The sequence below is a fragment of the Rhodoferax sp. genome, from assembly GCF_028715765.1.
GTDB lineage: Bacteria > Pseudomonadota > Gammaproteobacteria > Burkholderiales > Burkholderiaceae_C > Rhodoferax.
The window spans coordinates 1-12,473 of record NZ_JAQURE010000065.1 but is presented as its reverse complement, the minus strand read 5'-3'; the positions used below and the strand labels follow the sequence as shown (position 1 = coordinate 12,473).

At 59.0% G+C, this 12,473-nt stretch carries 13 protein-coding genes and 1 other RNA gene; 8 read left to right on the top strand and 6 right to left on the bottom strand.

Annotated elements, in window-relative coordinates; translation table 11 throughout:
• Positions 1 to 1,406, bottom strand: a 1,406-nt coding sequence (locus PHT20_RS15295; protein WP_301021190.1) for an FAD-dependent protein, incomplete at its 3' end; no start/stop codon positions are given.
• A gap of 37 nt (positions 1,407 to 1,443) precedes the next feature.
• Positions 1,444 to 2,361 carry a cysteine synthase A gene (gene cysK / locus PHT20_RS15290; RefSeq protein ID WP_300084710.1) on the bottom strand — a complete coding sequence of 306 codons (918 nt, stop codon included), beginning with the start codon at positions 2,359 to 2,361 and terminating at the stop codon, positions 1,444 to 1,446.
• Between the two features lie 97 nt (positions 2,362 to 2,458).
• Between cysK and rnpB the strand changes: the two genes are divergently transcribed.
• An RNA gene (gene rnpB / locus PHT20_RS15285) (RNase P RNA component class A) lies at positions 2,459 to 2,804 on the top strand.
• Between the two features lie 48 nt (positions 2,805 to 2,852).
• Here the strand turns inward: rnpB and PHT20_RS15280 are convergent.
• Positions 2,853 to 3,377 (bottom strand): Rrf2 family transcriptional regulator, encoded by a 525-nt coding sequence (locus PHT20_RS15280; RefSeq protein WP_301021189.1) that lies wholly within the window; start codon positions 3,375 to 3,377, stop codon positions 2,853 to 2,855.
• Positions 3,378 to 3,516: 139 nt separating this feature from the next.
• Between PHT20_RS15280 and nhaR the strand changes: the two genes are divergently transcribed.
• Positions 3,517 to 4,407: a transcriptional activator NhaR gene (nhaR, locus tag PHT20_RS15275; RefSeq protein ID WP_301021188.1), complete on the top strand. Its 891-nt coding sequence runs from the start codon at positions 3,517 to 3,519 to the stop codon at positions 4,405 to 4,407.
• A 27-nt stretch (positions 4,408 to 4,434) separates the two neighbouring features.
• Positions 4,435 to 4,992 carry a D-alanyl-D-alanine dipeptidase gene (ddpX, locus tag PHT20_RS15270; protein WP_301021187.1) on the top strand — a complete coding sequence of 186 codons (558 nt, stop codon included), beginning with the start codon at positions 4,435 to 4,437 and terminating at the stop codon, positions 4,990 to 4,992.
• On the opposite strand, the gene PHT20_RS15265 is transcribed toward ddpX, so the two are convergent.
• The 3 genes from PHT20_RS15265 to hemL form a co-directional block, all read right to left on the bottom strand.
• Complete coding sequence (locus PHT20_RS15265; protein ID WP_301021186.1) at positions 4,989 to 5,795, bottom strand: RNA pseudouridine synthase; 807 nt, start codon at positions 5,793 to 5,795, stop codon at positions 4,989 to 4,991. The genes ddpX and PHT20_RS15265 overlap by 4 nt on opposite strands.
• 80 nt (positions 5,796 to 5,875) lie before the next feature.
• Complete coding sequence (locus PHT20_RS15260) at positions 5,876 to 7,564, bottom strand: MBL fold metallo-hydrolase (protein WP_301021185.1); 1,689 nt, start codon at positions 7,562 to 7,564, stop codon at positions 5,876 to 5,878.
• On the bottom strand, positions 7,564 to 8,886 hold the full coding sequence (gene hemL / locus PHT20_RS15255) for a glutamate-1-semialdehyde 2,1-aminomutase (protein ID WP_301021184.1): 1,323 nt from the start codon (positions 8,884 to 8,886) through the stop codon (positions 7,564 to 7,566). Before hemL ends, PHT20_RS15260 begins: the two co-directional genes overlap by 1 nt.
• A 188-nt stretch (positions 8,887 to 9,074) precedes the next feature.
• Here hemL and PHT20_RS15250 point away from each other — a divergent pair, with 188 nt between their 5' ends.
• The 5 genes from PHT20_RS15250 to PHT20_RS15230 form a co-directional block, all read left to right on the top strand.
• On the top strand, positions 9,075 to 9,227 hold the full coding sequence (locus PHT20_RS15250) for a rubredoxin (protein WP_300084733.1): 153 nt from the start codon (positions 9,075 to 9,077) through the stop codon (positions 9,225 to 9,227).
• Positions 9,228 to 9,301: 74 nt separating this feature from the next.
• Complete coding sequence (locus PHT20_RS15245; RefSeq protein ID WP_300084716.1) at positions 9,302 to 9,697, top strand: response regulator; 396 nt, start codon at positions 9,302 to 9,304, stop codon at positions 9,695 to 9,697.
• A complete protein-coding gene (locus PHT20_RS15240; RefSeq protein ID WP_300084717.1) occupies positions 9,697 to 10,062 on the top strand; it encodes a response regulator in 366 nt (121 codons plus the stop codon). Before PHT20_RS15245 ends, PHT20_RS15240 begins: the two co-directional genes overlap by 1 nt.
• A gap of 12 nt (positions 10,063 to 10,074) precedes the next feature.
• Entirely contained in the window at positions 10,075 to 10,605 is a 531-nt protein-coding gene (locus tag PHT20_RS15235) for a chemotaxis protein CheW (RefSeq protein WP_300084718.1), read from the top strand.
• Positions 10,606 to 10,626: 21 nt separating this feature from the next.
• The coding region (locus PHT20_RS15230; protein WP_301021183.1) for a type IV pili methyl-accepting chemotaxis transducer N-terminal domain-containing protein at positions 10,627 to 12,473 on the top strand (1,847 nt) is incomplete at its 3' end.

Here is a 12,473-nt window from a genome sequence, read left to right as displayed (position 1 = left end):
TTGCCCCCCAGCTCAAACGCCTGTGCCTCCAGTGCGCGCTGCAGGTTGATGCCTGCCAGCGGGTGAACTGCGTGTTGGTCAATTGCTCTTAAATCAATAGCTTCTTGCGCATATCGAATGGCGGCTAGAGGCTCAAAAGCCTTGTGAAAATCAGCAGCCGCCTGCGGAAAATCTGCAGGTTCAATGCCGACCACCATGCCCGCATTGGCGTTGCGCTCGTTGCGCGAATATTGGCTCATGCCATTGGTCACCACTCGGCCCGGTTCGCTGGTGGCAGCTACCACGGTGCCGCCCGGGCACATGCAAAAGCTGTACACCGCGCGGCCATTTTGGGCGTGGTGCACCAGCTTGTAGGCGGCTGCGCCCAGCACTGGGCTGCCCGCGTGGCGGCCCCACAGGGCGCGGTCTATCAGGCCTTGCGGGTGCTCAATGCGAAAGCCGACGGAGAACGCCTTGGCCTGCAGCGCCACACCGCGCTCATGCAGCATGGCAAAGGTGTCGCGCGCGCTGTGCCCTAGCGCCAGAATGGCCTGATCTGCCCGCAGCGTTTGCACTTGCCCGGTGGCCGTGTCGAGCACCGTCAAACCCCGCAGGTGGCGCTGGCCGTTGACCTGCACCACCTCAATGTCGGTGACGCGCTGCTCAAAGCGCACTTCACCCCCCAGGGCAATGATTTGCGCCCGCAGGGCTTCCACCACCTTGACCAGCTTGAAAGTGCCAATGTGCGGGTGTGCTTCAAACAAGATGTCGGCGGGCGCCCCGGCTTTGACAAATTCTTCCATCACCTTGCGCCCGAGGTGACGCGGGTCACGAATCTGGCTCCACAGTTTGCCGTCTGAGAAAGTGCCGGCACCGCCTTCGCCAAACTGCACATTTGACTCAGGCGTGAGCACGTGCTTGCGCCACAGCCGCCAGGTGTCTTGCGTGCGCTCACGCACCGCACGGCCACGCTCCAGCACAATCGGCTTGAAGCCCATGTGTGCCAGCATCAGCGCGGCAAAAATGCCGCATGGGCCAAAGCCCACCACCACTGGGCGCAGCGGCACATGGGCGGGCGCTTGCACCGGTGGCTGGTAGGCCATGTCGGGGGTGGGCTGGATGTGCGGGTGGGCTGGGTGTGCGGCCAGCAGTGCTTTTTCTTGCGTGGGGGTGCGCAGCGCCACATCCACAATGTAGACCGCCCGAATGTCGGCCTGGCGGGCATCAAAACTGCGTTTGAAGACGTGCACATCGGTCAATTCAGCGGGCGCTACGCCCAGCGTTTGCGCCGCCAAAAGGCGCAGGGCGGGCACGGGGTGCTGAATGGGGCCGCGGTCGTCATCGGTTTCAGCGGGGGCATCAGCCGCCCGGCGCACATCGACCGGCAGCGCAGACAAGGGGAGTTTGAGTTCAGACAGGCGAATCATGGCAGGCTCGTGGTGATCGGGCAGGGCGCAATGATAGTCAGACGGGCAAATAGCCTTCGACCGACAAATAGCGCTCGCCGGTGTCGTAGTTGAACCCCAGCACGGTGGCACCGGCAGGCAACTCAGGCAGTTTTTGCGCAATGGCCGCCAGCGTGGCGCCGCTGGAAATGCCCACCAGCAGGCCTTCTTCGGTGGCGCTGCGTCGGCCAAAGTCGCGGGCGGCCTCGGCATCGACCTGAATCACGCCATCGAGCAGCTCGGTTTTGAGGTTTTTGGGTATGAAGCCCGCGCCAATGCCTTGAATCGGGTGCGGTGCCGCTGCACCACCCGAGATCACAGGCGATGCGCTGGGCTCGACCGCAAACACCTTGAGCTGCGGCCATTGGGCTTTGAGTACTTGCGCCACGCCGGTCAGGTGCCCGCCAGTGCCCACGCCGGTGATCAGAGCGTCGATGCCCTCTGGAAAATCGGCCAGGATTTCTTGTGCGGTGGTGCGTACATGGATGTCGATGTTGACCGGGTTGTCAAACTGCTGCGGAATCCACGAGCCTGGCACGGTCAGAGACAACTCGTAGGCGCGGGCTATGGCGCCTTTCATGCCCTTTTCTTTGGGGGTCAGGTCAAACGTGGCGCCATAGGCCAGCATCAGGCGGCGGCGCTCAATGCTCATGCTGTCGGGCATCACCAAGATGAGTTTGTAGCCCTTGACGGCCGCCACCAAAGCCAGGCCAACGCCGGTGTTGCCTGAGGTGGGTTCGATGATGGTCGCACCGGGCTGCAGTTCGCCCGATTTTTCAGCGGCCTCCACCATGGCCAGCGCAATGCGGTCTTTGATGGAGCCGCCCGGGTTGGTGCGCTCGGACTTGATCCACACGTTGTGGCTGGTGCCAAACAGGCGGTTGATGCGAATGTGCGGGGTGCGACCAATGGTCTGCAAGACGTTGTCAGCTTTCATGCGAGTCTCCAGTTGAATTGAGTGGCTGCATTTTGAACCAGATGTTCAATCGTTCCCGTGATAAGCCCATGGCGTTTGCCACGATAATCAGCGCTGTGAAGCCCGCCAGACTGCCGCTGGTGCAATCTTGGAAACAAGGCACTGGAGGAACGTCCGGACTGCACAGGGCAGCGTAGCAGCTAACGGCTGTCCACTGAAACGTCGCGTGCGCAAGTGCGCGGCCATAAGGTGAGGATCAGAGCAACAGAGACGAGCCCATTAAGTTGGGGTGAAACGGGCAATCTCTACGCGCAGCAATACCAAGTAGGCCAGCGTTGATGGGGCCCCCAGAGCTGGCGGGTAGGTAGCACCGAGCTGTTGGGTGACCAACAGCCAAGATGAATGGCAGTCACGTTTGGGGCAACCCAGACGCACAAAATCCGGCTTATCGGCGGGCTTCACACTATTTTCAATAGCACCTTGCGCAGGCGCCATAAGCCCTAGAGGCTTGTTTAACCTCTGGCCAACAGGGTTTGACCGAGCGCAAACACCGAGTTGGGTGCGTTGGTGCGCACGGGGGCGTGCAAAGGCTTTTTGAACACGCCGCGGTTGGGTGCAGGCTTGTGTTCAATCTTCACGCCCTTGGCCAGTTGCTCCAGCACCAGGCTGCGCAGTGTGACCGACTGCATGAAATCAAACACTTTGGCGTTCATGCTGTCCCACAGGTCTTGTGCCATGTCTTGGCTGCTGGCGGCATCTTTAGGGCTGCGCTTGGGTGCGGCATCTTCTACCGCGCCAATGATGTCGGCCACGGTGATGGCATCGGCGCGCAACCCCAGGGTGTAGCCGCCGCCCGGACCCCGGGTGCTGCTCACCAGCTGCTGTTGGCGCAATTTGCTGAACATTTGCTCCAGGTACGAGAGCGAAATTTGCTGGCGCACAGCAATGTCAGACAACGGCACCGGGCCTTGCTTTTCGCGCAAGGCAACATCAATCATCGCGGTCACGGCAAAACGGCCTTTGGTACTTAAACGCATGTGAATTACTCCTGTCATTGACGGTGGATGTGACTAGCAATTGACTATAAAGTTCCAATCACTTCGTGTAAATTCGTATTATTGAAAAATAAACTTCGAATAAATCGAACCTTTCAATTCAGCAGAAGAGGTTGCAGGCATGAATTTCAAGCATCTTTACTATTTTTGGGTCACTGCCAAAGCCGGTGGCATCATGCGTGCGGGCGAGCAGTTGCACACCACGCCGCAAACCCTGTCCGGGCAAATCAAGCTGCTGGAAGACTGGCTGGGGCAAAAGCTATTTCAAAAAAGTGGCCGCCAACTCCAGCTCACTGAGCATGGTCGGCTGGCGCTGGGCTATGCCGACCAGATTTTTAGCCTGGGGCAAGACTTGGAGACCGCCTTGCGCCAGGTGCGCGGCAGCGTGCGGCGGCTTGATTTTCGGGTGGGGGTGGCTGACTCGGTGTCGAAGTCGGTGGCGTACCGGCTGCTGGAGCCCGCGTTTGGCGTGGGGCAGCCGATCAAGCTGATGGCCAGCGAAGGCAAGTTTGACGACCTGTTGGCACAGCTGGCGCTGCATCGGCTGGACTTGGTGATCGCTGACGAGCCCATGCCCAGCCGCGTCAGCGTCAAAGCCTTCAACCATGCGCTGGGTCGCAGCGGCCTTAGTTTTTTTGCCGCGCCTGCGCTACAACGGCGCATCAAAGGAGACTTTCCCGCGTGCTTGCAAGGCATACCGATGTTAATTCCAGGGGCTGCAGCGGCGGTGCGTCAGCAATTGGAAGGCTGGTTTGCCAAACACCAGCTCAGCCCAGAAGTGGTGGGAGAGTTTGACGACGCGGCGCTCATGAAAGCCTTTGGCCGTGAAGGCCAGGGCGTGTTTTTGGCGCCTACGGTGCTTGAAGAAGAAACCTGCAGCCAGTTTGGCGTGGCAGTGCTCGGGCGCACGGTGGAGTTGGTGGAGTCGTTTTATGCGGTGTCAGTTGAGCGGCGCATCAGCCACCCCTGCGTGTTGGCTATTACCGACGCGGCGCGTGGACAATTGTTCTAAACACCGACTTCTTCACACACGCCTGCCATGCCTTTGAAACTGATTTCCCACCCCGCCGTTGACGTGGATTTGCGCTACGCCACACCAGACAACTTTACCGGCCAGGTCATTTACCAGCATGCCCTGGCCTATTTGCACCAGGATGCGTGGGGCGCGCTGGTGCGAGCAGCAGAGCTGGCGGCTGCACAGGGGCTGCGCTTGCGGGTGCTGGATGCCTACCGTCCGGTTGCCGCGCAGTGGCGTTTGTGGGCCGTGTTGCCGGATGTTCGGTTTGTGGCAGACCCGCGGCTGGGGTCGATTCACACCCGGGGTGTGGCGGTGGACTTGACCCTGTGCGACGCCCAAGGCCAGCCTTTGGACATGGGCACCGCGTTTGATGAAATGACCGAGCACTCGTTTCATGCGGCCACCACTCTCACCGCCGCCGCCCAGCGCAACCGTTGCCTGCTGCTGGGGTTGATGACGCTGGCGGGCTGGACGCACCACCCGTTTGAGTGGTGGCACTACAACCTGCCGCAAGCCGAGCGTTACCCCATGATCAGCGACGGCTCAGACGGTGCCTTGTTGATGGGTTCCCTCGGTTAAAACCGCTCCCCCTCTTGCAGGTAACGCCATTGGCCTGCTGGTAAATTTGAGAGCGCCACACGCCCTATTCGCAAGCGCTTGATGCTCAAAATGCTTAAATTCACGCGGTCGCACAAAACCGCGATCAATCCCGTGTGGGGACCTTTGAACACAAAGCGCAAGCGCGTGGCGGTGTCCAGTGTGCTGTTGATGCTGACCTTGGCCAAGGGCAGGGGCTGGCCTCGTTCCAGCCAAGTGCCGTTGAGCGCGTGCAACGCCTCCGCGCTGACCTCGCCGGCCACTTCCACCACCAACTCGTGCTCGATGAAGGCGGCATCTTCGGTCAGCTTGCGCAACACGCGCCAGTCTTGCGTGAACACCACCAGCCCGCTGGCGGCTTGCTCCAGCGGCACGGCAGCTTGAAGTTTGGCAAAGTGGCGCCGCAAGATGCGCTGCTTGCTGGGGTCGTGCGGCCAATGGCTGGCGGGGGTCAGGCACAGTTGTGCCGGCTGCAGGCGCTTGCTGGCCATGGCGGGGGTGGCCAGCGTGTCAAAGCCGGGCGGCTTGTGCAGCAGCAGGGTGACATCGGTGGGCAGCATCAAGCTGGCGTGCGGGTCTACCGTGACAGTTTGGTCGCGCACGCGCAGCATGGGTTCTTCGGCCAGGACACCGTTGACGTTCACCCAGCCGCCTTCAATGTACTGCTCGGCCTCGCGCCGGGAACACGCCATCAAGTGCGCCACGTGTTTTGAGAGGCGTTCGCCCTCTGGGGTGGCTGGGCTGGCTGGCTTGATTCTGGGGGCGGGTTTTGGCGGTTTGGTCATGTGGGCAATGGTAACCATCGCCGCTGATCTCGGGGTGGTTCAATGCCGCTCAATCAATGCCTTGGTGCAGGTACAGGTCGTCAGAATGGCGCGTCATGGCTCGATCCACCAAGCGCTTGCAACCGTTCCACGTGCGCCATCAGCGAGCGCTTGGCCACAGGCCACATGCGTGTCGGCACGTCGTCGTAAACCACCGCCAACCAGTCTTCTAGGCTGCCATGGGGTTGGGTTTGCATGGCTTGCATCACTTTGGCTTCGCGCTGCAGGCGGTGGGTTTTCAGGCGGGTGATGGTGGTCTGTGCCTCATTCCCGGGCCCGCCCATCACGTAGCCATGCGCGGGCAGGATGAACTTGAGTTGCTGCGCGGCGCAATACTGCAGCAGCACATCCAGTGAAGCCAGGTAGTTGGTCATGTTGCCGTCGGGCGGGTCGATCACTGTAGTGCTGCCGTTGAGGATGTGGTCGCCACTGAACAGCAAACCGTCTTCCAGCAGCACCAGGCACAGGTGGTTGGCTGCGTGTCCAGGGGTGTGAATGACTTGCAGCGTATGGCTGTTTTTGTGAATTAAATCAGCCTCTAGCCCTTTTGGAATAAGCGTAAGTAGCTCATTATTTTGAAGTGCTCTGTCAGGTGTGAAGGCACTGGCAGCGCGTGCGGTGCTGGCGCTGGGTAAGCCCAAAATGGGTGGTTTGTTGGCACACATGGCCTGCAGCGGTGCGGCGCCGGGCGAGTGGTCGGGGTGCGAGTGAGTGCAGACAATGGCACGAATGTCGCCGCCAGCGGTGCGCCACAGTTTGGCCAAGTGTTCGGCATCAGCTGGACCGGGGTCGATGATCACAAAGCCGGTGCTGGCATCGCCCACCCCATAGCTGTTGGTGCCCGGCCCGGTCATCACGCCGGGGTTGGGTGCGGTTAAGCGCCAAACGTTTTTCAGCAACGGCACCGGGGTGTCGCATTGCCAGTCGAGGGGGTGAACGATTTGGCCGTCGGGGCACACCAGTGCCAACTCGCCGAAGGGCGGGTCGTGCTCCATGTAGCGCGCCTCGCGCCCGCCCATGAGACCCGCGCGCGGGCAACTGGTGAACAGCGGCGCTTCAGTTTTGGCGCAGGCTTGCAGCACCGCCTCGACCGTGGCCAGGTGTTGCAGGTGCTCCAGCGTGCGGATGGTCGGGAAAATCATGAAAAACGTGCCCGCCTGGTGGCGCGCCAAAGCCTCTGCGGGGCGCACCCAAACAGGCTCAAACTGCTCAGATTCGTCCGCCACCGGCTGTTGCTGAGGCGGCATGGGGGCCACCAAAAACGGCACATCAAAGCGTTTGGGCAGGTCGCGGTCGGTCACCCAGCGCGCCAGCACATGCAGGTCGCTGGCGGCCAGCGTCAGACCGCGCGCACGGCATTGGGCGACAAAATCGCCACGCCGATCCATCGCCTCAACATCGGCCTGGCTGGCCCAGCTGCCGTCGGCATGTCGTGCCAGCAATACACCCAGTTCTTCAAAGCTTTCTCTGATGGCCGCCACCGCTTCGGTCAGCGCGGCAGCGTGTTGACCCGCGCGCCGCTGGCAGATGTCGTGGCAGTGGACATCGGCAGCGTCAAGGCCGCCCCCAGGAAACACAAACGCCCCAGGCACAAAGCTGGCCTTGGCCGAACGCCGTGTCATCAGCACCTCCAGCCCGGCTGGGCTGTCACGCAGCAGCAACACTGTGGCTGCTGCGCGCGGGGTGGCGGGTTGTCGGGCGGGGTGCAGTTGTTGGCTGGGGCGTGGCATCACTGGGCTGGGTTTGATGCCAGTGTTTGAAACACCTCGGCAGCCGCGGCCACGGTGGCGGCAATGTCGGCGTCGGTGTGCGCTTGGCTGACAAACCCGGCTTCATAAAGGGCAGGTGCAATGTAGACGCTGCGGTCCAGCAGACCGTGAAACAGGTGGTTGAATTGGTTGCTGTCGGTGGCCATGACCTGGCTGTAAGTTTGCGGCAATTGGGGCAGCAGATAGAAACCCATCATGCCGCCCTCGGAGTCACCACAAAACGGCACCCCCACAGCGGCAGCCGCTTGGCTGAGGCCACTGATCAACGCTCGGGTTTTGCGGCTGAGCTCGTCATAAAAGCCGGGTTGGCTGATTTGAGCCAGCGTGGCCAAGCCGCAAGCGGTGGCCACCGGGTTGCCGCTCAAGGTGCCCGCCTGGTAGACCGTGCCCAAGGGAGCCAGGTGGTTCATGACGGCGCGTTTGGCGCCAAAGGCGGCCAGCGGCATGCCCCCGCCAATGACCTTGCCCATCACCGTCATGTCAGGCTCAAAGCCAGGGATGGCTTTGGCGTAAACGCTTTGCGCGCCACCCAGGGCGACGCGGAAACCGGTCATCACCTCATCAAACACCAGCAGGGTGCCGTATTGGGTGCACAGTTCGCGACAACGTTTGACAAACGGCACACTGGCACGCACAAAGTTCATGTTGCCGCAGATCGGCTCCATCATCAGGCAGGCGATGTCGTGGCCTTGGGTGGCAAAAGCGGCTTCGAGTTGCTCAATGTTGTTGTATTCCAGTACCACAGTGTGCTGCACCACCTCGGGCGGGACACCGGCACTGGTGGGGTTGCCAAAGGTGGCAAGGCCAGAGCCGGCTTTGACCAGCAGCGCGTCGGCATGGCCGTGGTAGCAGCCCTCAAATTTGATGAGCTTGCTGCGGCCGGTGGCGCCGCGTGCCAGGCGGATGGTGCTCATGGCGGCTTCAGTGCCGGAGCTGACCAGGCGCACCATGTCCATGCTGGGCATGAGCTTCAAAATGGCCTCAGCCAACTCCACTTCGCGCTCGGTGGGGGCACCGTAAGAGAAGCCCTCCAGCACGGCTTTTTGCACCGCTTCCACCACGGCGGGGTGACCGTGACCCAAGATCATGGGGCCCCAAGAGCCAATGTAGTCGGTGTATTTTTGGCCATTGGCATCCCATATATAGGCACCTTGGGCACGGGTGATGAAGCGTGGCGTGCCACCAACCGCGCGAAACGCGCGCACGGGCGAATTCACGCCACCGGGGATCACTTTGGCGGCGCGTTCAAACAAGTTGGCATTCAGGTCGGTGGTGGTGGTCATGGGCAATGTAGAAAAATATGAAGGGAAAACGAGTGGAACGATAACCAAAAAAGTCAAGATTCTTCAGGCAGAATAAGACTATGTGTTATTTGAATCACATGCTGTTTGCCGAAAATTTTCCGGTAAAGCGTGCGAAATGCATTCTATTTGAAGGTATCTAAACTGTGTCAGATTCAACCAAAACCTGGATGTGCCTCATTTGTGGCTGGATTTATGATGAGGCTGCTGGCGCGCCAGAGCATGGCGTGCCAGCAGGTACCGCTTGGGTAGATGTGCCTTTGAACTGGACGTGCCCAGATTGTGGTGCTCGCAAAGAAGACTTTGAAATGGTTCAAATTTAAATCATGCATGCGGTAAGCGGCGCATGGCTACTGGTTTTGGGGCGTGTTTGTCATCTACACAGGAGTGACATCTGGTGAGTACAACAGGGTCAAGTTTGAAAATATTGGTGGTGGACGACAGCAACACCATTCGGCGCAGTGCCGAAATTTTTCTCAAGGCAGGCAAGCACGAGGTGGTGTTGGCCGAAGATGGCTTTGATGCCCTGTCCAAAATCAGTGATTGCATGCCAGATTTGATTTTTTGCGACATTCTGATGCCCCGGCTCGATGGCTACCAAACCTGTGCCATCATCAAGCGCAACGCCCAGTTTGCGAGCGTGCCGGTGGTGATGTTGTCTTCCAAAGACGGGGTGTTTGACAAGGCGCGTGGGCGCATGGTGGGAGCACAAGATTATTTAACCAAGCCGTTTACCAAAGACCAGCTGCTCAAAGCGGTTGAGCAATTTGGCGCGGCGCAAGGAGTGGTGTAGTGGCTGTTCAAAATGTTCTGATCGTCGATGATTCCAAAACGGAGTTGATGTTTTTGTCTGATGTGCTGCACAAGCAAGGCATGTCGGTGCGCACGGCTGAAAACGCCGAAGACACCATGAAGTGTTTGACCGAAGAAAAGCCTGACCTGATTTTGATGGATGTGGTGATGCCTGGACAAAACGGCTTTCAGCTCACCCGCTCTATCAACCGCAACCCCTTGTATGCAGACATTCCCATCATCATGTGCACCAGCAAAAACCTGGAAACAGACCGGGTATGGGGCATGCGCCAAGGTGCCAAAGACTACATCACCAAGCCCGTCAACCCAGCAGAGTTGCTGGAAAAAATCAGAGCTTTAGGCTAACTGGCTGCTGGCATGGCCAAAAAAGAAGCGCTCAGAGATTTACAAACCCGCTTGGCTGGGCGGCTGCAGACGGCACGCAGTGAGGGTGTCTCGGCCGCTTGGTTGGCGGTGCAGGTGGGGACAAACCATTTTTTGTTGCCACTGGTTCAATCCGGTGAAATTTTTTCTTTGTCGGCTCTGGCTGGCGTGCCTTACGTCAAGCCCTGGTTCATGGGGGTGGTGAATTTGCGTGGTGGCTTGTATGGCGTGGTGGACATGGCCGATTTTTTGCAGCTGCAAACCACCGTTCGCCGCTCAGAGCAAGCCTGGTCGCAAACGCGCTTGGTCACCTTTAACGCGGATTTGGAAATCAACACCGCGCTGCTGGTGGATGCCCTGGTGGGCTTGCGCCGGCAAGACGCTTATGTCAGTGTGGCACCAGCACCGGCGGGCTCGCCGGCTTTTTTTGGCCAGCTGCTGCTGGATGCGCAGGGCGTGGCCTGGCAAGAACTTGATTTGCGGTTGCTGGCGCAAAGTGAACAATTTATCAATATTGGTGTGTGATTTTTACCTGGGGTACGTGTGATGGCTGTGATTGACCAACTGAAAAATATTTTCAAGAAAAAGCAACCTGACCTCGATCAGGATTCGCGCTTGAGTCTGGGGGTGCCGGATCCTTCAATCTACCAATCAGAGGAAGATATGCAGGCGCAAGAGGCTGCCATGTCACCCGCGCCAGGCACGCAATATGGATCACTGGAGGGTTTGCCCGCCGCCGCTGAGCCAAGCATCCCCGAAAAAGACTCCGCCCCTGCTGACTTGATCACGGTTCCTGTGCTTGGCAGTAAAACCGTTGTTCAACACCAGCGGTTTTTGTCGGTGGCATTGGGCTTGTCTTTGGTGGCGCTGGCGGTAGTGACCCTGTTGGGCTTAAGTAAGTCAGATCAATCTGCACAGCAACTGGGTGCCACGGGTACCGCCTTGATGCAATCTCAGCGTTTGGGTAAAGAGGTCACGCAAGCGGTGGTGGGGCGTGAAAAATCATTCGAAAGCATGAAAGACAGCACGTCGGTGCTCGCGCGAACGCTGCGCGGTCTGAAAAACGCTGATGCTGAAATGCAACTTGAAGAGCTGCCCCCGGATTTGCTACCACTGCTTGACAAAGTGTTGCCCTTGATCGACCGAACAGAAAAAAATGCCAACACCATCTTGGCGCAACAGAAAACCCTCACCCAGGTCAGTGCGGCGCTCAAGTTGATCAATCGCCAGTCTTCGGATTTGCTTGAAATTGCAGAGACTGTGTCTTCCCTCAAGCTGCAGCAAAACGCGCCAGCGGCTGAAATTTCGGCGGCAGGTCAGTTGGTGATGTTGACCCAGCGCATTGGCAAGTCGTCCAACGAATTCATGACCATGGAGGGGGTGAGCCCCGAAGCTGTGTTTTTACTGGGTAAGGATTTGAATTCATTCAAAGAACTTGCCAACGGCTTGCTGGACGGAAGCACCGAGTTGCGACTGGAGCCAGCCAAAGACATCGAAACACGGGATCAGTTGACGGCCTTGATCAAACTCTACGAACAAACCCGCAGCCAAGCCGGTGCCATTTTGGGTAACTTGCAGGGCTTGGTGTCAGCCCGCGAAGCGCAAATCAGCATCTTGAATGACAGCACTGACATTCGCAAAGAGCTGGAAGTTTTGCAAACAGCCTTGTCTGCCACCACCGGTTTGGGCGGCATGGCGTTGCTGTTGTTGTTGGCCTCAGCGGCCTTGGCCTTGCTCAGCGCGGGTGGTCTGTCTTATGTGCAACTGCTCGACAGCCGCCAACGTCAACTGGCAGCTGAAGCGCAACAAAAGCAAGCGCAAAACCAAGAGCAAGATGCCAAACGGGTCAATGATGCGAACCAAGCGGCCATTTTGCGGTTGATGAACGAGTTGCAAACCGTGGCCGAAGGCGACTTGACGCAAGAGGCCACTGTGACTGAAGACATCACCGGTGCCATTGCCGACTCGGTGAACTACACCGTGGAAGAGTTGCGTTTGCTGGTGGGGAACGTGCAAGGCACAGCCGCCAAAGTGGCGCAAACCACGGCGGAGGTGGATGTCACGTCGACCGAGTTGTTGGCAGCTTCCAACGAGCAGCTGCATGAAATTCGTGAAACGGGTCGTTCTGTGGTGGACATGGCGGCGCGAATCAACCAAGTGTCTTCTCAAGCCCAAGAGTCTGCTGACGTGGCGCGCCAATCCTTGCAAGCGGCTGAAGTGGGTTTGCAAGCGGTGCAAAATGCCATCGGCGGTATGAATGCCATTCGCGATCAAATTCAAGACACCTCCAAGCGCATCAAGCGACTGGGTGAATCGTCTCAGGAAATTGGTGAAATCACCGAGCTGATCTCCGACATTACCGAGCAAACCAACGTGTTGGCGTTGAATGCCGC

Coding starts and splice junctions, on each gene's coding strand:
- PHT20_RS15235 (WP_300084718.1), top strand. CDS start 10,075: ATGGCCAAAAAAGAAGCGCTCAGAGATTTACAAACCCGCTTGGCTGGG.
- PHT20_RS15265 (WP_301021186.1), bottom strand. CDS start 5,795: ATGACCAAACCGCCAAAACCCGCCCCCAGAATCAAGCCAGCCAGCCCA.
- PHT20_RS15260 (WP_301021185.1), bottom strand. CDS start 7,564: ATGCCACGCCCCAGCCAACAACTGCACCCCGCCCGACAACCCGCCACC.
- hemL (WP_301021184.1), bottom strand. CDS start 8,886: ATGACCACCACCACCGACCTGAATGCCAACTTGTTTGAACGCGCCGCC.
- cysK (WP_300084710.1), bottom strand. CDS start 2,361: ATGAAAGCTGACAACGTCTTGCAGACCATTGGTCGCACCCCGCACATT.
- ddpX (WP_301021187.1), top strand. CDS start 4,435: ATGCCTTTGAAACTGATTTCCCACCCCGCCGTTGACGTGGATTTGCGC.
- PHT20_RS15280 (WP_301021189.1), bottom strand. CDS start 3,377: ATGCGTTTAAGTACCAAAGGCCGTTTTGCCGTGACCGCGATGATTGAT.
- PHT20_RS15250 (WP_300084733.1), top strand. CDS start 9,075: ATGTGCCTCATTTGTGGCTGGATTTATGATGAGGCTGCTGGCGCGCCA.
- nhaR (WP_301021188.1), top strand. CDS start 3,517: ATGAATTTCAAGCATCTTTACTATTTTTGGGTCACTGCCAAAGCCGGT.